The following is a 24,175-nucleotide window of genomic DNA, read 5'->3' as shown; positions in this document are numbered from 1 at the left end:
GTCCTGGCAGGTGCCGTGCCGCGGGGGCTCAGCACGGTCGGTGCGCTGCCGATCAGGAGATGGGGCAGACTGTCCCCGGCGGGCGCGCACGGTTGCGCGGCCCGCGGTCGAGTGCGATGCGCCATGAGCGCCGGTACACCTCCAGCGAGTCCCTCCACAGCGAGCGGGGTCGATCGTTCGACGGCCACCCTGCTGACTCCTCTCTGAGAGGCTCGCCCTTGAGCACGCCCGAGACCCGTCCGTCCACCTCCCCGGCTCCCCGTCGCCGTCGCCGCGCCTCCCGGCCGGCCGGTGCAGCGGCCCCGCAGCCGGCCGGCAGCGCGCCTGCCGAGGCTGCGCCGGTCCAGACCGCGCGCGTCCAGGCCGCCGTCGCCCACGCGCCGGCCGCCGCGCCGGCCGCCGCCGCCGTCCCCGTGCAGCGCCCGGCGCCCGCCCCGGCCGGGCAGGCCGGCTTCGCCGCCCTCGGCGTGCCCGCCGCCCTCGTCGCCGTGCTCGCCGAGCGCGGGGTGACCGAGCCCTTCCCGATCCAGACCGCGACCCTGCCGGACTCCCTCGCCGGGCGCGACGTCCTCGGCCGCGGCCGCACCGGCAGCGGCAAGACCATCGCCTTCGCCCTCCCGCTGGTGGCCGCCCTGGCGGCCTCGCGCACCCGCCGCGAGGCGGGCCGCCCCCGCGCGCTGGTCCTGCTGCCCACACGGGAGCTCGCCAACCAGGTCGCCGCCACCGTGACGCCGCTGGCCTCGGCGGTGGGGCTGCGGGTGACGACCGTCTTCGGCGGCGTCGGCCAGAACCCCCAGGTGCAGGCGCTGGCCTCCGGGGTGGACGTCCTCATCGCCTGCCCGGGCCGGCTGGAGGACCTGATCCGCCAGGGGCACTGCCGCCTCGACCGCGTCGAGGTCACCGTCCTCGACGAGGCCGACCACATGGCCGACCTCGGCTTCCTGCCCGGCGTGAAGCGCCTGCTGGACGCCACCCCCGCGGGCACCCAGCGGCTGCTGTTCTCCGCGACCCTCGACAACGGCATCGACGTCCTGGTCAAGCGCTACCTGCGCCAGCCCGTGACGCACTCGGTGGACCCGGCGGTCGCGCCGGTGGCCACGATGGAGCACCACGTGCTGGAGGTCGCCGCCGACGCCAAGGCCGGCGTGGTGCGGGAGCTGGCCTCCGGCCTGGGGCGCACCATCCTCTTCACCCGCACGAAGCACTCGGCGAAGAAGCTCGCCAAGCAGCTCACCTCCGCCGGCGTGCCGGCCGTCGACCTGCACGGCAACCTCAGCCAGAACGCCCGCGAGCGCAACCTCACGGCCTTCTCCGACGGCTCGGTGCGGGTGCTCGTCGCCACCGACATCGCCGCGCGCGGCATCCACGTCGACGACATCAACCTCGTCGTGCACGTGGACCCGCCGACCGAGCACAAGGCGTACCTGCACCGCTCCGGCCGCACGGCGCGCGCCGGCGCGGAGGGGACGGTGGTGACGGTGGCGACGCCGGACCAGCGCGGCGACGTGCGGACCCTGGCGCGTCAGGCGGGCATCGCCCCGCAGTGGTCGGGAGTGTCCGCGGGGCACGCGCTCCTGGGTGACCTCACCGGCCCGCGGGCACCGCACGTCGACCCGGCTGACGCGCCGATCCCGACCGCGCCGCCGCAGCCGCAGCGCTCCGCGAAGCCGCGCACGGCGGCCGTCCAGCAGCGCGGTGGTGCCGCGGGCCAGCAGGCGCGCTCCGGTGGCGGCTCGCGCCGTCGCGGTGGCCGCGGCTCCGGCCGTCCCGCCGGGCGGGGCTGACCGAGCCCCCCCGGGGCTGAGCACCCGGGAACGCACGGAGGGGCGGGACCGTCGTCGGACGGTCCCGCCCCTCCTGTCGTTCCCGGGTGCGTCAGGGAGCGTCGGGTGCGACGAGCTGCGGCAGCACCGCGTCGAACCGCTGCGCCACCGTCATCGACGGCAGGATGTGGCCCTGCTTGCGCGCGGAGGCGGCGAGGCCTGCGCCCCACTCCGACGCGCGCATCCGCTGGTTCGGCGTGCCGTGGTGGCCGTCGCTGGCGAAGGAGCAGTCGCCCACCTCGTAGAACGAGCGCTCGGCCTGCAGGACGCGCTTGGCGTTGAGGGCGAGGCCGCGCTTGTGGGTGAGCTGGTAGGTGGCGAGGGCGTCCGCCATCAGCTCGGTGCGCCGGGTCGCCTCGGCGCCGGTCAGCGGCGAGTCGAACAGGTCGTTCTCGAACTGCACGTGGTGCCCGAACTCGTGGGCGAGCACGGCGCGCGGGCCGACGTCGGCGATGCCCATGTGCTCGAACGCGTCGTTGAGCCCGTCACCCATGACGATCTTGTCGGGGATGGAGGAGAACAGCGGGTCGGGGTCGCCCTCGCCGCTGAACGCGAACGCGTTGAGCGAGAAGATCGGGTTGTCGCCCCCCTGCAGGGCGGGGATCTGCGCGACGGCCGCGACGACGGCCGCGGCGTAGGCGGCGGCGTCGGCCTCCTCCAGGCCGTAGACGACGACGAGCAGGCGGGTCAGGCGGGCCTCGTCGCGCAGGACGCTGCCGTTGAGGCCGAGGAGCTGGATGTCGCCGGACTTCACGTCCCAGAACCGCTGACCGTCGCGGAAGGTCCGCACGAGCTGCTGGCGGTACTCGGCGTCGAGGCCGTAGCGCGGGTCGGCGCCGGTGCCGAAGACGAAGGCGTCGTAGGTCGGGAAGTCCAGGGCGCCGCTCTCGTCCAGGAACTGCATCTCCTCGGGGCTGAGGCCCTGGAGCACGCTGCGGATGTAGTTGCGGAACTCGGTGGGCCCGCAGGCGTAGTCGCCGGGATCGATGGCGTCGCGCACGACCTGCGCGGCCGGGGACTCCTCGACCCCGAGGCGCTCGGCGGCGGCGGCGCGGCGGGCCTGCCAGTCCGCGGGCAGCTGCACGCGGGCCGCGGCGGCGGTCGCGCTCGTGGGGGCGGCCGGGGCGGCGGCGCCGGCGGCCACCGGGGAGACGAGTCCGAGCGCGAGCGTGAATCCGGCGCCGACTGCGGCGGACCAGCGCATGGTCTTCTGCATGTAACCATTCCTCCTGGTGTGCCCCGGCGCCTCGTTGCGCAGGGACGTGCGGTGCGAGCGCCCGTCGCCGACGAGCGGGCACAGCATGTCAGTCCACCGAGGGATCGGTCACCACTTCGACGCCGCGAAGTTCCGGAACTCGGCGATCTGCCCAGGTGGTGGCCCGCCCGCTGGCACCCGGGGGCCCTCGTCGTTCACGGCCGCACGGGCAGCGCCAGGAGCTCCAGTTCCTCCCAGCACCGCACGGGGACCGGGGAGGCGAGGTCGGCCGCGGCGGCGCGCGCCTCCGCCGGGCTGCGCAGGCCCACCAGCACGCCGACCACGGCGGGGTGGCGCAGCGGGAACTGCAGCGCCGCCTGCAGCAGCGAGCAGCCGTGGCGCCCGCAGACGTCCTGCTGCCGCCGGGCGAGAGCGAGCACCTGCTCGGGAGCCGGGGCGTAGTCGAAGCGGGCGCCGGGGGAGGGATCGGCGAGGATCCCGGAGTTCAGGGCGCCGCCGACGACGACGGAGACGCCGCGCTCGAGGCACAGCGGCAGCAGTTCGGCGCCGGCGCTGCGGTCGAGGAGGGTCCAGCGACCGGGGACGAGGAGCACGTCGACGAGGCCGGTGCGCACGAATCGGGCCTGCATGCCCAGGTCGTCGACGCCCGCGCCGATGGCGGTGACCACGCCCTCGTCCCGCAACCGCGCCAGTTCCGGCAGGGCCGTGGTGGTGGCCTCCCGCTCGTAGTCGTGCGGGTCGTGGACGAAGACGACGTCGACCCGGTCCAGGCCGAGTCGTTCCAGGCTGTCGGAGAGGCTGCGCCGCACGCCGTCCGCGGAGTAGTCGCGCACGCGGCGCTTGGCCAGGCCGCCGCGGAAACCCTCCTGCTCCGCGGCCGTGTCGAGGTCCGCGTCGTCGACGAGGAGGCGCCCCACCTTGGTCGCCACGACGAACTCCTCGCGGGGCTTCCCGGCGAGGAAGGCGCCGAGGCGCCGCTCGGCGAGTCCGGCGCCGTAGTGGGGTGCGACGTCGAAGAACCGCACTCCCGCGGCCCAGGCCGCCTCCAGGGCCGCCTGCGCCTCCTCCTCGCCGACCTCGTCGAAGAGGCCGCCGAGGGGACCCGCCCCGAACCCGAACGTCGAGACCTCCAGCCCGGTGGCGCCGAGGGGCCTGGTGGGCCACGGGGAGGGGGGCCCGGGGATCCGCTGCGCTGCGCCGTCGCTCACGGCCGGAACCCTACGGCCCCCTCGGCTGCGGCGGTGGCGCTGTCGAGGTGACTGCCGGTGGTCACGCAACTACGATGCGCCCATGGCCTCGGACGGGGCGGGCGCGTCGCAGCGGAAGTCCCCGAGAGGGCGCCGCTTCGCGGTCCTGACCTCCGCGCTCCAGGTCAACATCCACCAGGAGCACTGGCTCGGGTCGCAGGACGCGGCCAAGCGGCTCGACGTGGGCCTCCTGACCGTCGTCGGCACCGACCTCGTGCGTGCGGCGGCCGGAGGAGCGGACTCCGACCGCCCGGCGCCGTTCGCGGCACGCTTCCCCGAGGTGGCACCCGTCGACGGCTACCTCGTGTGGACCGCGCTGCTGCAGGGTCAGTGCGGCCAGGAGGCGGTGCGGCGCTGGGCCCGCACGCTCGGCGGGCACCCCGTGGTGAGCGCCGAGGACCCGCTGCCCGGCGCCATCGGCGTCGCCATGGACGAGCGGGGGGCCAGCCGGCAGATGGCCGAGCACCTCATCACCGTCCACGGCCGCCGCCGCATCGCGTACCTGCGCGGCCCGGCCACGCACCGCGGCGCCGCGCTGCGCTACCAGGGCTACCTCGATGCGCTGCGCGCCCACGGCATCCCCCGCGACCAGCAGCTCGTGGGCGCCCTGCTGCCCGGCTGGGACCCCGGGCAGGCGGCCGTGCGGCTGCAGGTGAGGTCGTTGCTGACCGCGCCGGGGCCCGCGGTGGACGCCGTCATGGCCGCCAACGACAACCTCGCCCTCGCGGTCGTCTCGGCCGCGCGGGCGATGGGACTGCGGGTGCCGCAGGACGTGGCGGTCACCGGCTTCGACGACTACGTCGACCCGGCCTTCTTCGGCCTCGGGGACGCCGCCGACCCCACCACCCTCAGCGCGGCACGGGCGAACGTGCTGCTGACGACCGCCCGGCTGCCCTTCCGCGCCATGGAGGCCCGCGGTGTCGAGCTGCTGGCGGAGCTCGCGGACGGCCGGGAGGTCCCCGCCGAGACGGTGCTGGACTGCGAGGTCCTCCACCGCCGCTCCTGCGGCTGCCCGCCTCCGGCCATCTCCCTCGCCGACGACGACGCCACCGTCGCCGCGGTCCTGCGCTCCGCCGCCGGCAGCCGCGGCGACGACCTCGGCGACCGCTGGGCGGAGGAGGTCGTCATCGGCCTGCGCCGGGCCGACCAGGACGACGGCCGGTTCCTGGAGGCCAGCCTCCGCCGGCTCGTCGACCTCTGCGGCCGGCTCGGTGAGGCGCCGGTGCCGTGGATGGAGCTGCTGTCCCTGCTGCGCACGGCCGCCGTGCGCGTCCCCGGCGCGCTGCGGGCGCTCGGCGAGGCGGAGCAGCGCTGGCTCGGGATCCAGCAGGTCACCGAACGGCAGGGCCACGTCCTGCAGGACGTGGGGAACCGGCTCGTCACCGCCGGCTCCGTGGAGGAGCTGGTGCGGGTCCTCACCGAGCAGCTGCCCCGTCTCGGGCTGTCCACCCTCTACCTCGTCACCTACCGCCCGGGCCCCGAGGGGCCGGGCGCGGTGGCCGAGGAGGCCGCGCCCCCCGGCGCGAGCCTCCTCCTCGCCTACGAGCGGGGCCGTGGCACCCTCCTCACGGAGGCCGACCGGGCCTTCGACGCCGCCGGCCTGCTGCCCCCCGCCCGCTGGGAGTCCGTCGGCACCGCGCCCCTCGTGCTGCTGCCCCTGCAGTTCAACGGCCACCACCTCGGCCACCTCCTCCTCACCCCCGGCCCGCGCAGCGGCTGGCTCTACCAGTCGCTCGCCCGCCACCTGTCCACCGGACTGGAGACGGCGCTGCTGCTGGAGCGCTCCCGTCGCCACCGCCAGGAGCTGGCGGAGCGGGTGGAGGAGCGCACCGCCGAGCTCGCACGAGCCAACGCCGAGCTGGCCGAGGCCAACGAGGAGCTGCGCACGCAGGTGCAGGAGCGCGAGCGGGTGGAGGAGGTGCTCGCCCACGAGGTGATGCACGACCCGCTCACCGGGCTGCCGAACCGGCGGATGCTGCAGGAGATGCTCGAGGCGGCCGTCGCGCGCCTGGCGCGCCACGGTGCGCCGGTGGCGGTGATGTTCTGCGACCTCGACGACTTCAAGTGGATCAACGACCACCTCGGTCACGCCGCCGGTGACGAGCTCCTGCGCCAGCTCGCCCAGCGGCTGCGGCACGCGCTGCGGCCGGAGGACCTCGTCGCCCGCTTCGCCGGGGACGAGTTCGTCATCGTGTGCACCGACGTCGGCACCGCCCACGACGTCGCCGCCGTCGCCCGTCGCATCCTCGCGGAGTGCACCGGCCGCTACCTCGTCGACGACAGCGAGCTGTTCGTGAAGCTGTCCGTCGGGATCACGGTCGCCACCGGCCCGCCCGCCACGGCCGAGGAGATGCTGCGGGAGGCGGACTCCGCGCTGTACCTGGCGAAGCGGCAGGGCAAGGGGTCCGTGGCGGTCTTCGACGCGGCGCTGCAGCGGGAGATCACCCGCCGCGTCGGGGTGGAGAGCGGCCTGCACCAGGCCCTGCACGACGGGACGCTGGAGCTGCACTACCAGCCGAAGGTGGACCTGCGCACCGGCGTGATCGCGGCCGTGGAGGCGCTGCTGCGCTGGCGCCACCCGACCCGCGGGCTGCTGCACCCGGGGGACTTCCTCGACGTGGCGGAGGAGTCCAACCTCATCGTCGACATCGGCGAGTGGGTGCTGCGGCGGGCCTGCCTCGACGCGACCACCTGGCCGGCGCAGGGCGGCGTGGCCCCGGTCGTCCAGGTGAACCTCGCGGCGCGGCAGCTCGCCGACCCGCTGCTCCTCGAACGGGTCCGCCGCGCCGTCGGGGACAGCGGCCTGGACCCCCGGCGGCTGGGGGTGGAGATCACCGAGAACCAGGTCCTCGGGGACCTCCGCCGCACGCGGGACGTCCTGGGCAGGCTGCACGCGCTCGGGGTCTCCCTCGCCCTCGACGACTTCGGAACCGGCTGGTCCTCCCTGCAGTGGTTGCAGCAGCTGCCCGTCGACGAGGTGAAGCTGGACCGCAGCTTCGTCCGGGACATCGACTCGGCGGGGCAGGACCGGGAGATCGTCCACTCGGTCATCGACCTCGCCCACGCCCTGGGCCACGCCGTCGTCGCGGAGGGCGTGGAGCGCACGGAGCAGCGGCAGCGCCTGGTGACGGCGGGCTGCGACTACGGGCAGGGCTACCACCTCGGTCGCCCCATGGCGCTCGCCGACTTCCGGCGGGTCCTCGACCTCTCGGCGCGGGAGCACGCCGCGCACGGCATGGCCTGAGCCGCGACGGGGCGGCGGTGGTGCCGCCCCGTCGGCGCGGGAGACTGCGCGGGTGACCGCTGTGCTCCTGGCGCTGGTGAGTTCCCTCGCCTACGGCTGCGCGGACTTCGCCGGCGGCCTCGCGGCGCGGCGGGCCTCCCTGCTGCGGGTCGGTGCGGTCGCCGGGCCGGCCAGCCTCGCCGGCGTCGTCGTGCTGCTGCCCGTCCTCGGCGCCGGGTTCGACGCGGCGACGCTCGCGTGGGGCGCGGCCTCCGGGGTCGCCGCCGCCGCCACGTTCGTCCTCCTGTACCGCTGCCTGGCGCTCGGGCCCATGAGCGTCCTGTCGCCGCTGACCGCGGCCGTCTCCGCGGCCCTGCCGGTGGCGGTGGGGCTGTTCCTGGGGGAGCGGCTGACGGCCCTGGGGGTGGCGGGGATCGTCGCGGCGCTCCTGGCGGTCGTGCTCGTCAGCGCGGCCCCCGCCGAGGCCCCGACGCGCCCGAGCCGCGCGGCCCTCGGCACGGGGCTCGCGGCGGGCCTGGCGATCGCGGTGCAGTTCGTCTGCCTCGACTCCGCTCCCGACGACAGCGGGGCGGCGCCCCTGCTGGTCGGCAGGACGGTGGCGGCGCTGCTGCTGCTCACCGCGTTGCTGCTGGCTCCCCGCGCCGCCCGGGGTGCCCGTCTGGCGGGCGGTGCGGCGGCGCTGGCCGCGTTCGCCGGGCTCCTGGACGCGCTCGCCAACGCGGCGTTCCTCGTGGCCGCGCGCCTGGGCGACCTCGCGGTCGTGGCGGTCGTCGTCGCGCTCTACCCGGCGGCCACGGTGCTCCTCGCCCGGGGCGTGCTCGGCGAGCGCCTCCGCGGCGCGCAGTTGGCCGGCCTGGCCGTGGCCCTCGCCGCGGTCGTCCTGCTGGCGCTGCCGTGACCGGCCGGAGGGGCGGGCGCCGCGGTCCGGCCACCGCCCGCTCCGGCCGGCCCGGTCGCGGAGCCGTCAGCCGCCGTGCGCGGCCATCACCTCGTCGAGGCGGGCGCTGAGCTCGGCGACCCCGAACGGCTTGCGCAGGTACCCGTCGGCCCCGGCCTCCAGCACCTCGCCGACGTCCCCGCCGCCGACGCAGGCGCTGATCAGCAGGATCGCCGGCTGCGGCACGGCGAGCCGGCGCACGAGCTGGGTGACCTCCACGCCCGTCAGCCCCGGCATGCTCACGTCGAGCAGCAGCACGTCGAAGGGGTTGTGCAGCGCGAGGTGGTAGGCCCGGTCCCCGGTGCTGGCCGTCTGCGGCGCGAACCCGAGCCCTTGCAGGCGCACGGCCAGCACCTGGCGGATCACGACGTCGTCGTCGGCGATCAGCACGCGCGGCGAGCGGGTGCCGCCGACGACCGGGGTGGGTGCGGCGGCGCGGCGGCGGAAGTCCTCGCGCTCGGTGCGCCGGCGGCGGCGCGCCATCGGGGCGACGGCGGGGAGGAGGGCAGGTGCTGCGGCCATGGGAACGTCCTCCAGGTCTGGCGGTGCACCTCTGCCGGAGCGGGCTGCGACGGTGGGCGGTGCACGGGCGCACGGCGCTGCTGCGGGGCTTCGACGCCCCCAGGCCGTTCCTCAGTCTCGGCGGGCGCGGCGCCGGGATGGAGGGAACTCCCGGTGGGTTCACTCCGCGGGAGCAGCGGCGGCCGGATCGCCCCGCTGGGAGGATGTCTCCCGTGAGCGCGCGCCTGAAGGGCCGGTACCGGCAGGTCGAGCGGTTGCTGGCGGACGTGGTGGCCTGGGCCCGGGACCGCGGCGACGTGGAGGCGGTGGCCCTGGTGGGTTCCTACGCCCGGGGACGGGCGGGCATGGCCAGCGACGTCGACCTCACGGTGCTCACCCCGGCGTTCGCGGAACTGGCGGCCGACGGGGAGTGGTTCGAGCGGCTGCGCCCCGGCAGTCGGCTGATCCGCAGCGCGGCGTGGGGACCGTTGCTGGAGCGGCGCTACCGGCTGCGCTCGGGGCTGCAGGTCGAGGTCGGGCTGGTGTCGTCGTCGTGGGCGCAGCTGCCGCTGGACCCCGGCACCCGCCGCGTCCTCGGCGACGGGCACCGGGTCCTGCACGATCCCCGCGGCCTGCTGGCGCGCGCGGGCGAGGCCCTCACCGCGGGCTGACGTCGCCGTCCCGGGGAACGCGCCCCCACGCCTCGAACTCCTCCTGCACGCGGTCGAAGAAGGCGGTCTTCGCCCGCGTGTAGTCGTCGTAGTCGGCGTCGCCGGCGTGTTCCGCGGCGGTGCGGGCCTTGAAGGCGGCGTAGCGGTCGCGGGCGTCGGGGTTCGCGCGCAGCCAGTCGCGGAACCAGACGGTGTACCTGCCCCAGGGGGACGCGCCGAGCCGCACGTGCAGGATCGAGGCTTCCGGGCCGTCGAGGTCGTGCACGTACAGGCGCTTGCGCCACACGTCGTCCGGAACTGCTTCGCGGCCGCGCGGGACGTCGCGGTGCACCCCGGGGGAGTCCGGGCGCGAGCCGCCGGCCGGCAGGAAGCCCGCGGGTTCGAGGGCGCGGTCGAGGGCGTGGGGCGCGGGGAGTTCCCGCACACGCACCTGCAGGTCGACGTAGGGCTTCGCGGGCAGCGCGGGAACGGCGGTGGAGCCGATGTGGTCGAACGCCTCGGCGACGCCCAGGGGCCGCAGCGCCCGCTCGATCCCGGCGAGCAGGCGGGCCGCCCGCTCGGGCCAGGCGGGGTCGTGGGGGTGCAGCACCGCGGGTCCAGGCATGGGGGGGACGCTACTGCGCCACCGGGTCCGCGTCGCTCAGCGGCCGGAGGTGGAGAAGTGCTGGTAGTCCTTCAGCGTCGTCCACGTCCCGCCCCAGCGGAACCCCTCGGCGGCGAGGGCGCTCACCACGGGATCGCCCGCGCGCAGCACCGCCGGGTGCGCCGTGGAGCGGTCGACGTGGGCGCGCCCGGCCTCGGGGAGCACGGTGGTGCCCCGGACGTAGGGGTTCTGCACCGGGTTCAGGTCGAGCGCCGTGCCGTGGGAGTGCTCCGAGAAGCCCGTGCCCCCGGTGCGGGCGCGGCAGTTGAACGCGGAGGTGTTGTTCGCGTCCATCGAGGCGTCGTCGGAGCCCGCGAACGCCTCGACCGGCTCCATCCGCTCGATCGGGTACTGCAGCGCGTGCAGGCGGGCGAAGACCCGGACGAGGGGATCGGCGACGTCCTGGTGGACGACGAGCGTGCCGAGGCGCTGCCGGCCCAGGAAGTCGACGTGGGAGACGGTCAGGCGCCGCAGCCGCTCCGGTGGCACGGGGCAGCCGGGACGGTAGGAGGAGGGCAGGTCGGCGGCCGTGACGGGGGTGACGGTCGCGACGAACCTGTCCGCCGGTGCGGGCGCCCGGGAGCCTCGCGGCAGGATCGGGCCGGTGGCGGGGAGCGCGTCCGCGGCGGCGGGGCGTGAGGTGCCGGGCCGGGACGTGCCGGGCTGGGACGTGCCGGGCGCGCCTGCGACGGGCGTCGCGGCGGCTCCGAGTGCGACCGCCGCGGCCACCGGCAGGAGGAGGCGCCGCAGCCCCATCTCCCGAGCGTAGCCGCCCGGCAGCGCTACGTCACCGCGGTGCCCGGCGCGTGCAGCGGTCCGTCAGGCGCTGCCGCCGCGGACGATCTCCGTGGGGACCAGCAGGCCGGGGCCGTCCACGGCCCCGTCGCGCACCTGCCGGAGGCAGCGGTCCACGAGCTCCCGCGCGATGCGCTCGACGGGTATCCGGACGCTGGTGAGCGTCGGTTCGGTGAACAGGCCGATGGCGCCCCCGTCGAAGCCGGTCACGGCGACGTCCCGGCCGGCGCGCAGGCCGACGGAGTGCACCACGTTGACGACCACGGCGGCGATCGCGTCGTTGCCGGCGACGATGGCGGTGGGGCGGTTGCGGCGCGCCAGCAGGCGGCGGGTGTGTGCGCGGACCGCGGCGTCGTCGCCGTGCAGGACGGCGTTCGCGGGGACGCGCAGGCCGTGCTCGGCCAGGGCCGTCCGGAAGCCCTCGAGGCGCTCCGCCTTCCAGAACTCGCCCCCCTCGGCGCCGATGTAGGCGAACTGGCGGTGCCCGGCGGAGACGAGGTGGTCGACGAGGGGGTGCATGCCCGCGGCGTTGTCGATGTCGACCCAGTGCTGGGGCAGGTCCGGGGCGAGCCGGCCGAAGGAGGCGAAGGGCAGCCCGTGCTCGGCGAGGAAGCGGGCGCGCTCGTCGTCCACGCCGGACTCGGACAGGATCACCGCGTCCACGGTGCGCCGGGCCACGAGGTCCTTGAACACCTGCAGCGCATCGTCGTCGTGGTGGGTGAACACCACGAGGTGGTGGTCGACGTCGGAGGTGGCCTTCACCAGCGCCTGGAGGAACTGCAGGGTGAAGCCGCGCATGGCCTGCAACTGCTCGCCGAAGATGTGCCAGCCGATCTGCATGCTGCGCTGCGACCGCAGGCTCTGCGCGGCCCGGTTCGGCTGGTACCCGAGGGAGTCCATGGCGGCGATGACCCGCGAGTGGGTGTCCTCGGAGTAGTACTCCTTGCGCCCGTTGAGGACGTTGGACACCGTCTGGCGCGAGACCCCGGCGGCGGCCGCGACGTCCACGATGCTGACGCGGCCGCTGCGGCGGGGCGTCCTTGCGGGAGTCCGGGTCTCGGGCACTGCGCCGCCTCCGCTCGTCCTGCCGCGCCGGCGTCCTCGCCCGTGCGCAGCCCGGCCGGTGCCGGGGCTCCGATGCTAGCCCCGGGGCTGCGGAGTCCGGCGTCTTCGACCCTGTCCGCCACGAGTTCCGTTGATCGGTAAATGTGCCGCCTGGAACTTGCTGGAACTCGTTGACGGCGGCCCGGACCGATGGCACTCTCATGGAACGTTCAATTCCATGGAACGATCAATGGCGCTCTCTCCGGGCGTCGCACCCTTCCCGCCCTGGAGGAGCCCCGTGACCACCGCACCCGCCCGAAGGACCGGCGACGTGCCCGCCGGCTCGGTGGCGCCCCGCAGCACCGACGGGGAGCTCGGCGCGGCCGGCAGCGTGGTCCACCTCAGTGCCGCCGGCGTCAGCCTGGTCGTCGACTGCCGCGGCGCGAGGCTGCCCCGCGTGCTGCACTGGGGCGCCGACCTCGGTGACCTGGGCGCCGACGACCTCGCCGCCCTCGCCGCCGTCTCCGCCCCGCCGGTCGTGCCCAACGGCCTCGACGAGCCGCTGCCCGTCACCGTCCTGCCGGAGCACGCCGCCGGCTGGGCGGGGCTGCCGGGCCTGCTGGGCTCGCGCGACGGCCGGGACTGGTCGCCCTCCTTCGTGACGGTCTCCGTCACCGCCAGCCGCGCGGAGGACGCCACCGGCGGCCGCCTGCGGGTCGAGGCGGTCGACCCCGACGCCCTCCTCGAGCTGGACCTGCTGCTCGAGCTCACGGCGGAGGGGCTGCTGCGGATGCGCGCGACCCTCACCGACGCCGCCGTGCGAGGTGGCGGCCGCACGCCCTACCGGCTCGACGGGCTCGTCCTGGCCCTCCCGCTGCCCGGCTCCGCCACCGAGGTCCTCGACCTCACGGGGCGCTGGGGGCGGGAGCGCTCCCCGCAGCGCAGGCCGTTCGGCGTCGACGCCCACGTCCGCGACAGCCGCCGCGGGCGCACCGGCTCCGACGCCACCCTCGTCCTCGTCGCGGGGGAGGAGGGCTTCGGCTTCCGCAGCGGGCGGGTGTGGGGCCTGCACGTCGGCTGGAGCGGCAACCACCGCACCTACGCCGAGCGGCTGCCCACCGGTGAGGCGGTCATCGGCGGCGGGGAGCTGCTGCTCTCCGGCGAGGTCGCGCTGGGCCCGGGGGAGAGCTACACCACCCCCTGGGTCTACGCCTCCTGCGGCGAGGGCCTGGACGAGATGTCGGCGCGCTTCCACGCGCACCTGCGCGCCCGCTCCCACCACCCCCGCCGGCCCCGGCCGGTCGTGATGAACACCTGGGAGGCCGTCTACTTCGACCACGACCTGGACCGGCTCACGGCGCTCGCCGACCGCGGGGCCGAGGTCGGCGCCGAGCTGTTCGTGCTGGACGACGGCTGGTTCCGCGGACGTCGCGACGACACCGCCGGGCTCGGCGACTGGTTCGCCGACGAGCGGGTCTGGCCGCACGGCCTCCACCCGCTCGTGCAGCACGTCCGCTCCCGCGGCATGCGCATGGGGCTCTGGGTCGAGCCGGAGATGGTCAACCCCGACTCCGAGCTGATCCGCCGTCACCCGGACTGGATCCTCTCCACCGGCTCCCGCACGCCGCCGCTCGTGCGTTCCCAGCAGGTCCTCGACCTCACCCGCGACGAGGCCTTCGCGCACGTCCTCGGACGCCTCGACGCCCTCGTGAGCGAGTACGCCCTCGACTACCTCAAGTGGGACCACAACCGCGACCTCGTGGACGCCGGCTCCTCGCGCACGGGGGTCGCGGCGGTCCACCGGCAGACCCTGGCGGTCTACCGCCTGCTCGACGAGCTGCGCCGCCGCCACCCGCGCCTGGAGGTCGAGTCCTGCTCCTCCGGAGGGGCGCGGGTCGACCTCGGCATCCTGCAGCGCACGGACCGCGTCTGGGCCAGCGACTGCATCGACGCGCTGGAGCGGCAGTCGGTCCAGCGCTGGACCGGCCTGCTGCTGCCCCCGGAGATGATCGGCTCGCACGTCGGCGCCGGCCGGTCCCACACCACCGGCCGCCGCCACGACCTGTCCTTCCGCGCCGCCACCGCCCTCTTCGGCAGCTTCGGCATCGAGTGGGACCTCACCGCGGCCGACGAGGACGAGCGTCGCGAGCTGCGGCAGTGGGTGGCCCTCTACAAGAGCGTCCGCGACTGGCTGCACACCGGCCGCGTGGTGCGCGCGGACCCGGCCGGCGCCGCCACCGACGTCCACGGCGTCCTCGCCGCCGACGGCTCCCAGGCGCTCTTCGCCGTCGTCTCGACGGCCACCTGCGTCACGACGACGCCGGGGCGGCTCTGCCTGCCCGGCCTCGACCCGGACGCGCGCTACCGGGTCCGGGTCGCCGGTCCCGCCGGGGTGCCGCCGTCGACGGCGATCGTCCAGGTGCCCTGGCTCGCCGAGGGAGCCTCCCTGCCGGGGCGGGTGCTCTCCCGCGTCGGCGTCCAGGTCCCCCCGCAGCACCCCGAGCACACGCTCCTGCTGCACGTCACGAGGGAGCCCCGTCCGTGAGCGTCGCCGTCGCCCCCCAGCAGCCGTCCGCCACCGAGCGCCCGGCCGCCCGGCTGCGCGCCGGCCGCTCCCGCCAGGACCTGGTGCCCGCCCTCCTGTTCCTGCTGCCCGCCGCGTTCGGGTTCGTCACCTTCTACGCCTGGCCGGCGCTGCGGACCTTCTACCTCAGCTTCACCGACTACAGCCTGCTGGCGCCCCCGGAGTGGGTGGGGGTCCAGAACTACGCCGAGGTCCTCGGTGACCGCAGGTTCTGGAAGTCGCTGACGGTCACCCTCGAGTACGTCGTCATCAACATCGGCGTGCAGACGGTGGTCGCCCTCGCGCTGGCGGTGCTGATGCACCGGCTCACGAAGTCGACGCTGATCCGCGGCGTGCTGCTGCTTCCCTACCTGGTGGCCAACGTGGTCGTCGCGCTCGTCTGGTACACGATGCTCGACGCGCAACTCGGGATCGTGAACAGCGGCCTGGAGCTCGTGGGGCTCGACCCGGTGGCGTTCTTCGGTGAGACCTCGACCGCCATCCCCACCATCGCCCTGGTCAACGTGTGGCGGCACATGGGCTACACCGCGCTGCTGATCTTCGCCGGGCTGCAGTCCATCCCGTCCTCCGTCTACGAGGCCGCGGCGATCGACGGCGCCTCCGAGTGGCGGATCTTCTGGCGCATCACGATGCCGCTGCTGCGGCCGGTGCTCGTGCTGGTGCTCGTGCTGACGGTCATCGGGTCCTTCCAGATCTTCGACACCGTGGCCGTCACCACCAAGGGCGGGCCGATCGACTCGACCCGCGTCATCTACTACTACATCTACGAGAAGGCGTTCCAGCAGTTCGACTTCGGGTACGCGGCGGCCCTGTGCGTGGTGCTGTTCGTGATCCTCGCGGGCGTCGCCCTCGCGCAGGTGAAGATCCTGCGCGCCGGTGACTCGGACCTGGACTGAGGTTGATCCCATGACTCTCGTGCAGGAGAACCCCACCGGGCGCCTGGCCGCCCCCTCCGCCCCTGCGCAGCGGAAGCCCCGCAGGCGCGGGATCCGCTGGCAGCGCGCGCTGGCCTGGGTTGCGCTGGCCGCCCTGGTGCTGCTGACGCTGTTCCCCTTCTACTGGATGCTGCGCATCTCCCTGTCGGACAACCGAGCGCTGGCGGCCGGCGCCGGGTCCCTGCTGCCGGCCGATCTGACCTTCGGGGCGTTCCGGCGCGTCCTCGGGCTGGCGACGCTGGAGGAGGCGCGGGCGCAGGGCGGTTCCGGTGCCTCCATCGACTTCTGGCGCTATCTGTGGAACTCCGTCCTCACCTCCTCCGTCATCACGGTCGGGCAGGTGCTGTTCAGCGCGATGGCGGCCTACGCCTTCGCCCGGTTGCGCTGGCCGGGGAGGGAGGCGGTGTTCTTCGCCTTCCTCACCGCGCTGATGATCCCGCCGATCTTCACCGCGCTGCCGAACTTCGTGCTCATGCAGAGGCTCGGCCTGCTGAACACCTATGCTGCGATCATCCTGCCCTTCTTCTTCATGACGCCGTTCGCGGTGTTCTTCCTCCGGCAGTTCTTCCTCGGCCTCAGCAGGGAGATCGAGGAAGCCGCCAAGATCGACGGGGCCGGCCACGTGCGGATCTTCTTCCGCATCATCCTGCCGATGAGCGCGGCGCCCCTGTCCACCCTCGCGCTGCTCGTCTACATCACGTCCTGGAACGAGTACTTCTGGCCCCTGCTCGTCGGGCAGGAGGAGGACGTGCGCGTCCTCACCGTCGCGCTCGGGATCTTCCGGTCCCAGACCCCGCAGGGCAGTCCCGACTGGGCGGGCCTGATGGCCGCGACCCTGCTCGCGGCCCTCCCGATGATCGCTCTCTTCGCCGCCTTCGGACGCCGGATCGTCGACTCGATCCAGTTCTCCGGCCTCAAGTAGCACCTCCGCGCTGCAAGCACCCACCGCCCGCGACGTCGCGGGCAGAGAAGGAGTACTCCAGTGAAGAAGACCCTGCGTCTGGCCGCGGCCGCTGCGCTGCTGCCCCTGGCCGTCGGTGCCTGCGGCTCCGGGGACGCGCGGAGCGGGCAGGCCGACGGCGAGCTCACCTACTGGCTGTGGGACTCCAACCAGGTTCCCGCGTACCAGGCGTGCGCCACGGCCTTCGAGGCCGAGAACCCGGGCACCAAGATCAAGATCGAGCAGTTCGGCTGGGCCGACTACTGGAACAAGATCACCACGGGTCTCGTCGCGGGCAACGCGCCCGACGTGTTCGTGAACCACCTCAACTACTACCCGACCTTCGCGGCGAAGAACCAGATCCTCCCCATCGACGAGCAGGTCGAGGAGGCCGGCATCTCGACGGACGTCTACCCCGAGGGCCTCGCGGACGTCTGGGTGAGCCAGGACGGCAAGCGCTACGGGCTGCCCAAGGACTTCGACACGATCGGCATCTTCTACAACAAGGACCTCCTCGCCGAGGCGGGCGTCGACGAGTCCACCCTCGCCGACCTCACCTGGAACCCCGAGGACGGCGGCACCTACGAGGACCTCATCGCCCACCTGACGGTCGACGCCAACGGCGTCCGCGGCGACGAGCCGGGCTTCGACAAGTCCAAGGTCGAGGTCTACGGTCTCGGCCTGGACGAGAACAACGGCGCGGGCGTGGGCCAGCAGATCTGGAGCATGTACGCCCTCAGCACCGGCTGGCAGTTCACCGACGAGAACCCCTGGGGCTCCGAGTTCCAGTACGACGACCCGCGCTTCCAGGCCACCATCGCCTGGTTCAAGGGCCTCATCGACAAGGGCTACATGCCCGACCTCGCCACCTCCCGCGCGGGCGTCAGCGTCAACGACGCCTTCGGGGCGGGCAAGTACGCCCTCAGCACCAACGGCTCGTGGATGATCGGCAGCTACTTCGGCTACGACGGCGTCGACGTCGGTGTCGCCCCCGTGCCGGTCGGCCCCTCCGGGGAGCGCGCCACCATCTTCAACGGGGTGGCGGACTCCATCTACGCGGGCACCGACGACAAGGAGGGTGCCTGGAAGTGGGTGGAGCACCTGGCCTCCGCCGACTGCCAGAAGAAGGTCGCCGAGGCCGCGGTCGTCTTCCCGTCGCTGCCCGAGGCGCTCGAGGTCGCGGAGGAGGAGTTCGCCGCCAAGGGCGTGGACGTCTCCGCCTTCACCCTGCCCATCGAGGAGGGGGCCACCCACCTCTACCCGATCACGGACCACGCGCCGGAGATCGCGGCGATCATGGGGCCGGCGATGGACGCGGTGCTCGCGGGCGAGGCGGACGCGTCCTCCCTGACCGAGGCCAACGAGCAGGTCAACGCGCTCTTCCAGTGATGTTCCACGCCCGGCTGCTGCGGCGCCAGCAGCCGGGCGGCACGCCCCCGCGCCGACCGGTCACCGATCGCGAACCGCACCGTGGAGGAACCATGTCCGCTGCCCGCAGGCAGTCCCGGAAGCCCCTCAGGACGGCGGCGGCCGTCCTCGTCGCCGGACTCGTCGGGCCCGTCGCCCTGGCGGTGAGCCCCGCCGCGGCGGCGACGGTGACCGTCTCCGTCGACTTCGCCGCCCGCACCGGCCCGGTGCACGGCGGCGCCACGGGGATGCTCTACGGCGTCAGCGACGACGACGTCCCGACCAGGGCCGTCGTCGCCGGTGCGGCCCCCCGGACGGTCACGCAGATGCCGGAGGGTGGCCTGCAGCACCCCAACGGCGGCGCGCTGACGTCCTCCCGGACCCTCTTCGACGCCGGCACGCAGGACATCTACGTCAACATCCAGGACCAGTACCCGCAGTGGGGCTACGCCAACGCCGGGGTGCCGTCCAACACCTACCCCGGTCAGGCGGACTACCTCGCGAAGGTCCGCGAGGTCGTCCAGCGCACCAAGGACGGGGCGGCGCCCGGGACCCTCGACAGGTACGTCTTCACGCCGTTCAACGAGCCCGACTGGATCTGGTACGGCGACTGGACGAACCGCAAGGCCCAGTTCTTCGCGGACTGGAAGGCCGCCCACGCCGAGATCAGGCGCATCGTCCCGAACGCGCGGATCGCCGCGACGGGGGAGTCGCAGTACAACTCCGGTCGCCTGCGGGACTTCCTGGCCTTCGCCAAGGCCAACGGCGTGCTGCCCGACATCACCACCTGGCACGAGCTGGACGACGTGGACCTGCGCGACTTCCCCGCGCACCTCGCGGACTACCGCCGGATCGAGCGGGAGCTCGGCATCAGCCCGCGCCCGGTGAACATCACCGAGTACGCGGGCAAGCACGACACGAGCGTCCCCGGACGCATGATCCAGTGGATCTCCATGCTGGAGAACGCCAAGGTGGACGGCCAGCTCGCCTACTGGGGCTACGCCGGCAACCTCAACGACCACACCGCCCAGGCCAACGGGGCCAACGGCGGCTGGTGGCTGCTGAAGTGGTACCGCGACCTCACGGGCGAGACGGTCCGGCTGACCCCGCCCCAGCCGAACACCCCCGGCACCGTGCAGGGACTGGCCGCCGTGGACCGCAGCGCCAGGCAGGCGAGCGTCCTGGTGGGCGGCACCGCCGACAGCGTCGCCCTCAACCTCACCGGCCTGGACCGCACGGTCTTCGGCAGCAGCGTCGACGTGCGCGTCGAGCGGGCCGACTGGACGGGGCAGGAGGGCTTCTCGACGCAGCCCCGCACCGTGAAGACGCAGCGCTCCACGCTCAGCAGCACCGGCGGCGCCACCGTCAACCTCCCCGGCGGGGACCCGATGGACGCCTACCGGGTGATCGTGACGCCGGCCGGATCGGCGGCCCTCACCGTGGACCAGCCCTGGCAGGTCTCCGTGGAGGCCGAGGGCGCCGCCCTGAGCGGGGGCGCACGCGCCTACGGTCCGCACACCGGTTTCGTCAACGCCATGTCCGGGGCGCGCGACGTCGGCAGCCTGGGTTCGCCCACGGCCGCCGTCACCTTCCCCGTCACGGTCCCGCGCACCGGGTCGTACCACCTGACGGTCACCTACGGGACGGGCGGACGGCTGGCGGGCGACGACCACAACGTCCTCACCGGCCGCCACGCCCTCTACGTGGACGGGGCGCTCGACCAGACGATCCAGTACACCAGCACGCTGAACCACCTGTACCGGGGCCAGGTCACCGTCCCGGTGCGGCTGTCGGCGGGCACGCACCACCTGTCGGTGCGCACGAGCGCCGACGGAGGCGCCACCTCCCTGCCGGGCAGCGACCTGTCGATCGACAAGTTCGACCTCACCGAGGTGGCCGGGGTGGAGAGCGCCCGGTACCCGGCCGTGACCGCGCGCCGCTCCGGCTCCACGACCGTCCTGGCCGGCCAGGGCGCCTACGCGGGCACGGTGCGCCTGGGGACGGGCGGATCGACCGAGTTCTTCCTCGCCGCCGCCGACGACGGCTACTACGACGTCACGGTGGACCACGCCACCCCGTCGGCGACGGAGCTGTCCACCACGCTCAACGGCCGCACGGTCCGCGGCCTGAGGTCCACCGGGGCGGGCCGCTGGTCGTCCACCGCCACGGTCCACCTCGCCCGCGGCGTGCAGCAGCTGAGGATCGGGGGCATCGCCGGCGTCGAGGTCGAGGGGGTCCGCGTCACCCGCAACCCCGGCGCCGACTCCTCGGTCCGCACCATCCAGGCCGAGAGCAGCGCCGTCACCCGCAGTGCGGGCGTCACCGTGGAGACCCCCGCCGCCGGCTACGGCTCGAACGTCCAGGGTCAGTACGCCGGCTGGATCACGGCCGGGCGGACCCTCACCGTCGCCCGTCCGGCAGGCACCCCGCGGGGCGACTACAACCTGCTGGTCCGCTACGGCAACGCCGAGAAGAACACCGGGCACGCCTACAACACCGACGTCATCACGCGGACGGCGCAGGTCAGCGAGGTCGGCGGCGCGGCTGCGGCGGTGACGGGCAGGTTCCGGCACAACTACAGCTACTACAACTTCTGGACCCGCAACGTCCCGCTGACCCTCACCACGGACACCGGTGCCCTGCGCTTCGGGAACCCGTCCGGGAACGCGCCGAACGTCGACGCCTTCCAGCTCGCCCCGCTGGTGCGGTCGGTGACCACCTCCGCGCGCTGAGGCCGCGGGACCGCGGTCGCCGGGCGCGACCGCGGTCCCGCGGGTCGGTGCGGCGCGCGGAACGCTCAGCGGGTGCAGCGGCCGGGGCGCGGGTCCGGGCGGGTGGAACTCGGAGAACGGGATCCGCCGGATTCTATTTCCTATAGAGTCTCGCCCAGTCGTGTGGCTCGTGCGGCCACGGCGGGTCGTCCCGTCGTGGCGTCGGAGCATCACCACGCGCACCACTCCCTTCTGCTCGAGGAGTTCCCATGCACACCGCCACCTCCGCACGCCGCCGCGTGCTCACCGCGCTCGGCGCCCTCGCCCTCGGTGCGTCCGCGCTCGTCGCGGCTGCCGGGCCCACCGCCGCCGCCGAGCCGGCCCCCGTGTGCTACCGCGGGCCCGACCCGGACACCTACTGGAAGATCACCAACGTGGCGACGGGCAAGGTCCTCGACGTCAACGCGCGCTCCACCGCCCCCGGCGCCCCCCTCGTGCAGTACCGCTGGACCGGCGGCGCCAACCAGCAGTGGCGCGCCGTGTGCGCGGTCGGCGGTGGCTACCAGCTCATCGCTCGTCACAGCGGCCTCGTCGCGGACGTCTCCGGAGCCTCCACCGCCGACGGTGCGAAGATCATCCAGTGGTCCTACAAGGGCAGCGCCAACCAGCGCTGGTACTTCGGGCAGGTCGGCGGCACCGACGCCGGTCTCAGCACCTACGAGATCGAGAACGTCGGCTCCCGCAAGGTCCTCGACATCGCCCCTGACGGGCTCGGCATCGTGCAGTCGCCCGCGCAGGGCTTCGGCGGCGACCCCACCCAGCAGTGGACCTTCGAGTCGGTCGGCAGCGTCTCCTGAGCTCCTGAGCTCCTGAGCTCCTGAGCTCCTGACCCGCCGCACGGCGCCCGGTCGTCCCACCGCTCCACGGCGGGGCCGCCGGGCGCTCGTGCGCACATCGTCGCCAGCGCCTGCGTCTTCCGGCCGATCATCGCCGAGACCTCGGGCGGTCGCCGCCGGCGCCGGTCGAGGAGGAGGTTCGTGCCCTCAGCCGACGGCGACGAGGGGACGACATGAGGACCACGAGGAGCAGGCGGCGCCTGGCGGGAGCGCTCACCGCCGCGATGATGGGCACCGGGGCGCTGACGGTGCAGGCCGCCGGCCCGGCGGCCGCGCAGGCCGCGCCCACGACGAGGAGCGCCGACCGCGCCGCGGGCCCCCGCAGCATCGACCGGGCCGCGGTGCAGCGCGCACTCGACGAGATGGCCGCCTCGGGAGCGCAGGGGGTGCAGGTCCGCATCACCGACGGCCACCGCCAGGTGGTGCTCCGCAGCGGCACAGCCGAGATCGACAGCCGCCGTCCGGTGCCGCGACGGGGGACGTTCCGCATCGGCAGCATCACCAAGACCTTCGTCGCCACCGTGGTGCTCCAGCTCGTGGGCGAGGGCAGCGTGGAACTGGACGCCCCCGTGTCCCGCTACCTGCCGGGCCTCCTGCCGGACGGCGACCGCATCACCGTCCGGATGCTGTTGCAGCACACCAGCGGCTTGGCGAACTACACCGACCACCTCCCCCTCGACCCCGCGCAGTACACGAGCGTCGCGGAGTTCAAGGCCTCGCTCGACCGCCGCGTCGAACCCGCCGAGCTCGTCGCGCTCGCCGCGGAGCACCCCCTGCACTTCGAACCGGGGACGGGCTGGAGGTACTCCAACACCGGCTACGTCGTCCTCGGCATGCTCGTCGCCGAGGTCACCGGGCAGCCCTACGACCGCGCAGTGGAGGAGCGCATCCTCCACCCGCTGCGCCTGCGCTCCACCTCCGTCCCCGGCGACCGCACCGACCTGCCGGGCCGCCACGCCCACGGCTACGCGCGCGTGGCCGGGCAGGTGGTCAACGTCACGGAGCTGGACCCGTCGGTCGCCTCCGCCGCGGGGGAGATGGTCTCCACCACGGCCGACCTCGACCGGTTCGTCGACGCCCTGCTCGACGGCAGGGTCCTCGCTCCCGCCCAGCTCGCCGAGATGCAGCGCACCTCGGCCGTCTCGCCCGGCTACGGCCTCGGCGTGGAGAGCGGCCCCCTGGAGTGCGGGGTGGCCGTGCAGGGCCACGGCGGCGGGATCCACGGCTTCTCCAGCCTGGTGCTCAGCACTCCCGACACGCGCAAGCGCCTGGTGGTCTCGCTGACGTCGGCGCCGGACGCGGGAGAGCTGCGCGGCTACGCCGAGCTCCTCGACGAGGCGTTCTGCGCCTGAGCCGGCGGGCGGCCGGCGGTGTGTCCGAGCCCGCCGCCCGCTCCTACCCTGAGCGGATGCACGGGGCGGGCACCGGCGGGACCCGGTGGCGGGCGCGCGCCGCGGTCGCCGCGGCCCTCGCCGCGAGCCTGCTCGCCTGCAGCGCGGCGCCCCCCGGACCCGCAGCCGGCCCCGCCCTCCCCGGCATCGACGCGGAGCTGCTGCAGGAGTCGCTGGACCGCCTCGCCGCCACCGGGGCCCAGGGCGTCATCGCCCGCATCACCAGGGACGGGCAGGTGCTGGAGCTGCGCGCCGGCACGGCCCGCCACGACGGTGCGGAGCCCGTGCCGCACGAGGCCCGGTTCCGCATCGGCAGCATCACCAAGGTCTTCGTGGCCACGGTGGTGCTGCAGCTCGCGGCCGAGGGCAGGCTCTCGCTCGACGAGCCGGTCTCCCGCCACCTGCCGGGGCTGCTGCCGGACGGGGACCGGATCACCGCCCGGATGCTGCTGCAGCACACCAGCGGCCTGGTCAGCTACACCGACCACGTGCCGATCGACCCGCCTGCCCTCTCCTCGGTCGAGGAGTTCGAGCGGCTGCGCCACCTGCACCACGCGCCGGAGGACCTCGTCGCCCTCGCCACCTCCCGGCCGCTGGAGTTCGAGCCCGGCACCCGGTTCGAATACTCCAACACCGGCTACGTCGTCCTCGGCATGCTCGTCGAGGCGGTCACGGGCAAGCCCTACGGCCGGGTGCTGGAGGAGCGCGTCATCGCCCCGCTCGGACTGCGCGCGACGTCCGTGCCGGGCGGGCGGGAGTCGCTGCCCTCCCCGCACGCGCACGGCTACGAGCGGATCGCCGGGCAGGTGGTCGACGTCACCGAGCTCGACCCCTCCATCGCCTGGGCCGCGGGGGAGGTGGTGTCCACCACCGCCGACCTCGACCGCTTCCTCGCGGCGCTGCTCGGCGGGGAGCTCCTGCCCGCCGAGCAGCTGCGGCAGATGCGCCGGAGCACTCCCGTCTCGCCGGCGTACGGGCTCGGCCTGCAGCGCGACACCCTCGGCTGCGGTGCGGTGGTGGAGGGCCACAGCGGGAGCATCCCCGGCTTCGCGTCGCTGGCGCTGAGCGCCCCGCACACCCGGACCCGGCTGGAGCTGTCGCTCACCACCGCACCCGACGCGGGGGCGTTCCGCGGCCAGCAGGAACTGCTCGAGGAGGTCTTCTGCGGCTGAGCGGGCGGGCGGTGCTGG

At 74.5% G+C, this 24,175-nt stretch carries 18 protein-coding genes; 12 read left to right on the top strand and 6 right to left on the bottom strand.

Annotated features, from left to right (window positions below):
- Window positions 1–413 precede the first annotated feature (413 nt).
- Window positions 414–1,784: a DEAD/DEAH box helicase gene (locus CLV92_RS01980; protein ID WP_342762179.1), complete on the top strand. Its 1,371-nt coding sequence runs from the start codon at window positions 414–416 to the stop codon at window positions 1,782–1,784.
- A gap of 91 nt (window positions 1,785–1,875) precedes the next feature.
- Here the strand turns inward: CLV92_RS01980 and CLV92_RS01975 are convergent, their stop codons facing one another.
- Both CLV92_RS01975 and CLV92_RS01970 read right to left on the bottom strand, forming a co-directional pair.
- On the bottom strand, window positions 1,876–3,039 hold the full coding sequence (locus CLV92_RS01975; protein WP_104431063.1) for a neutral zinc metallopeptidase: 1,164 nt from the start codon (window positions 3,037–3,039) through the stop codon (window positions 1,876–1,878).
- Window positions 3,040–3,233: 194 nt separating this feature from the next.
- Window positions 3,234–4,247: an aldo/keto reductase gene (locus CLV92_RS01970; protein WP_211290768.1), complete on the bottom strand. Its 1,014-nt coding sequence runs from the start codon at window positions 4,245–4,247 to the stop codon at window positions 3,234–3,236.
- Window positions 4,248–4,329: 82 nt separating this feature from the next.
- Between CLV92_RS01970 and CLV92_RS01965 the strand changes: the two genes are divergently transcribed.
- The gene (locus CLV92_RS01965) at window positions 4,330–7,530 is read left to right on the top strand and encodes an EAL domain-containing protein (RefSeq protein ID WP_104431062.1); all 3,201 of its coding nucleotides are present in this window, start codon (window positions 4,330–4,332) and stop codon (window positions 7,528–7,530) included.
- Between the two features lie 52 nt (window positions 7,531–7,582).
- The gene (locus tag CLV92_RS01960; protein ID WP_104431061.1) at window positions 7,583–8,428 is read left to right on the top strand and encodes an EamA family transporter; all 846 of its coding nucleotides are present in this window, start codon (window positions 7,583–7,585) and stop codon (window positions 8,426–8,428) included.
- 66 nt (window positions 8,429–8,494) lie between these two features.
- Here CLV92_RS01960 and CLV92_RS01955 read toward each other — a convergent pair whose 3' ends face one another.
- Window positions 8,495–8,989, bottom strand: coding sequence for a response regulator transcription factor (locus CLV92_RS01955; protein WP_104431060.1), 495 nt, complete (start codon window positions 8,987–8,989; stop codon window positions 8,495–8,497).
- Between the two features lie 203 nt (window positions 8,990–9,192).
- On the opposite strand from CLV92_RS01955, the gene CLV92_RS01950 reads away from it, so the two are divergent.
- Complete coding sequence (locus CLV92_RS01950) at window positions 9,193–9,639, top strand: nucleotidyltransferase domain-containing protein (RefSeq protein WP_104431059.1); 447 nt, start codon at window positions 9,193–9,195, stop codon at window positions 9,637–9,639.
- On the opposite strand, the gene CLV92_RS01945 is transcribed toward CLV92_RS01950, so the two are convergent.
- From CLV92_RS01945 to CLV92_RS01935, 3 genes are all read right to left on the bottom strand, one after another.
- Window positions 9,626–10,243: a GrpB family protein gene (locus tag CLV92_RS01945; RefSeq protein ID WP_104431058.1), complete on the bottom strand. Its 618-nt coding sequence runs from the start codon at window positions 10,241–10,243 to the stop codon at window positions 9,626–9,628. The genes CLV92_RS01950 and CLV92_RS01945 overlap by 14 nt on opposite strands.
- A 36-nt stretch (window positions 10,244–10,279) precedes the next feature.
- The gene (locus CLV92_RS01940; RefSeq protein ID WP_104431057.1) at window positions 10,280–11,038 is read right to left on the bottom strand and encodes a M15 family metallopeptidase; all 759 of its coding nucleotides are present in this window, start codon (window positions 11,036–11,038) and stop codon (window positions 10,280–10,282) included.
- A gap of 63 nt (window positions 11,039–11,101) precedes the next feature.
- Window positions 11,102–12,142 carry a LacI family DNA-binding transcriptional regulator gene (locus CLV92_RS01935; RefSeq protein ID WP_104431056.1) on the bottom strand — a complete coding sequence of 347 codons (1,041 nt, stop codon included), beginning with the start codon at window positions 12,140–12,142 and terminating at the stop codon, window positions 11,102–11,104.
- Window positions 12,143–12,419: 277 nt separating this feature from the next.
- On the opposite strand from CLV92_RS01935, the gene CLV92_RS01930 reads away from it, so the two are divergent.
- The 8 genes from CLV92_RS01930 (at window position 12,420) to CLV92_RS01895 (ending at window position 24,157) form a co-directional block, all read left to right on the top strand.
- Window positions 12,420–14,666 carry an alpha-galactosidase gene (locus CLV92_RS01930; RefSeq protein ID WP_245886323.1) on the top strand — a complete coding sequence of 749 codons (2,247 nt, stop codon included), beginning with the start codon at window positions 12,420–12,422 and terminating at the stop codon, window positions 14,664–14,666.
- Window positions 14,663–15,601: a carbohydrate ABC transporter permease gene (locus CLV92_RS01925; RefSeq protein WP_211290766.1), complete on the top strand. Its 939-nt coding sequence runs from the start codon at window positions 14,663–14,665 to the stop codon at window positions 15,599–15,601. The genes CLV92_RS01930 and CLV92_RS01925 overlap by 4 nt, the downstream gene beginning before the upstream one ends.
- A gap of 10 nt (window positions 15,602–15,611) precedes the next feature.
- Window positions 15,612–16,562 carry a carbohydrate ABC transporter permease gene (locus CLV92_RS01920; protein WP_104431054.1) on the top strand — a complete coding sequence of 317 codons (951 nt, stop codon included), beginning with the start codon at window positions 15,612–15,614 and terminating at the stop codon, window positions 16,560–16,562.
- Between the two features lie 60 nt (window positions 16,563–16,622).
- Window positions 16,623–17,969, top strand: coding sequence for an ABC transporter substrate-binding protein (locus CLV92_RS01915; RefSeq protein WP_104431053.1), 1,347 nt, complete (start codon window positions 16,623–16,625; stop codon window positions 17,967–17,969).
- A gap of 92 nt (window positions 17,970–18,061) precedes the next feature.
- Window positions 18,062–20,719, top strand: coding sequence for a carbohydrate-binding protein (locus CLV92_RS01910; RefSeq protein WP_104431052.1), 2,658 nt, complete (start codon window positions 18,062–18,064; stop codon window positions 20,717–20,719).
- 248 nt (window positions 20,720–20,967) lie between these two features.
- Window positions 20,968–21,555, top strand: coding sequence for an RICIN domain-containing protein (locus CLV92_RS01905; protein WP_104431051.1), 588 nt, complete (start codon window positions 20,968–20,970; stop codon window positions 21,553–21,555).
- 212 nt (window positions 21,556–21,767) lie between these two features.
- Window positions 21,768–22,946 (top strand): serine hydrolase domain-containing protein, encoded by a 1,179-nt coding sequence (locus CLV92_RS01900; protein WP_170112707.1) that lies wholly within the window; start codon window positions 21,768–21,770, stop codon window positions 22,944–22,946.
- Window positions 22,947–23,002: 56 nt separating this feature from the next.
- Window positions 23,003–24,157, top strand: coding sequence for a serine hydrolase domain-containing protein (locus tag CLV92_RS01895; RefSeq protein WP_104431286.1), 1,155 nt, complete (start codon window positions 23,003–23,005; stop codon window positions 24,155–24,157).
- Window positions 24,158–24,175: the final 18 nt, after the last annotated feature.

It is taken from the genome of Kineococcus xinjiangensis (genome assembly GCF_002934625.1).
Taxonomy (GTDB): Bacteria; Actinomycetota; Actinomycetes; order Actinomycetales; family Kineococcaceae; genus Kineococcus_A; species Kineococcus_A xinjiangensis.
This window is presented reverse-complemented; position numbering and strand designations above follow the sequence as displayed.

Excerpts from the sequence above, each read along its gene's own strand:
- CLV92_RS01975 (WP_104431063.1), bottom strand. The coding sequence starts at position 3,039 with ATGCAGAAGACCATGCGCTGGTCCGCCGCAGTCGGCGCCGGATTCACG.
- CLV92_RS01965 (WP_104431062.1), top strand. The coding sequence starts at position 4,330 with ATGGCCTCGGACGGGGCGGGCGCGTCGCAGCGGAAGTCCCCGAGAGGG.
- CLV92_RS01955 (WP_104431060.1), bottom strand. The coding sequence starts at position 8,989 with ATGGCCGCAGCACCTGCCCTCCTCCCCGCCGTCGCCCCGATGGCGCGC.
- CLV92_RS01950 (WP_104431059.1), top strand. The coding sequence starts at position 9,193 with ATGTCTCCCGTGAGCGCGCGCCTGAAGGGCCGGTACCGGCAGGTCGAG.
- CLV92_RS01945 (WP_104431058.1), bottom strand. The coding sequence starts at position 10,243 with ATGCCTGGACCCGCGGTGCTGCACCCCCACGACCCCGCCTGGCCCGAG.
- CLV92_RS01940 (WP_104431057.1), bottom strand. The coding sequence starts at position 11,038 with ATGGGGCTGCGGCGCCTCCTCCTGCCGGTGGCCGCGGCGGTCGCACTC.
- CLV92_RS01920 (WP_104431054.1), top strand. The coding sequence starts at position 15,612 with ATGACTCTCGTGCAGGAGAACCCCACCGGGCGCCTGGCCGCCCCCTCC.
- CLV92_RS01910 (WP_104431052.1), top strand. The coding sequence starts at position 18,062 with ATGTCCGCTGCCCGCAGGCAGTCCCGGAAGCCCCTCAGGACGGCGGCG.
- CLV92_RS01905 (WP_104431051.1), top strand. The coding sequence starts at position 20,968 with ATGCACACCGCCACCTCCGCACGCCGCCGCGTGCTCACCGCGCTCGGC.
- CLV92_RS01900 (WP_170112707.1), top strand. The coding sequence starts at position 21,768 with ATGAGGACCACGAGGAGCAGGCGGCGCCTGGCGGGAGCGCTCACCGCC.
- CLV92_RS01895 (WP_104431286.1), top strand. The coding sequence starts at position 23,003 with ATGCACGGGGCGGGCACCGGCGGGACCCGGTGGCGGGCGCGCGCCGCG.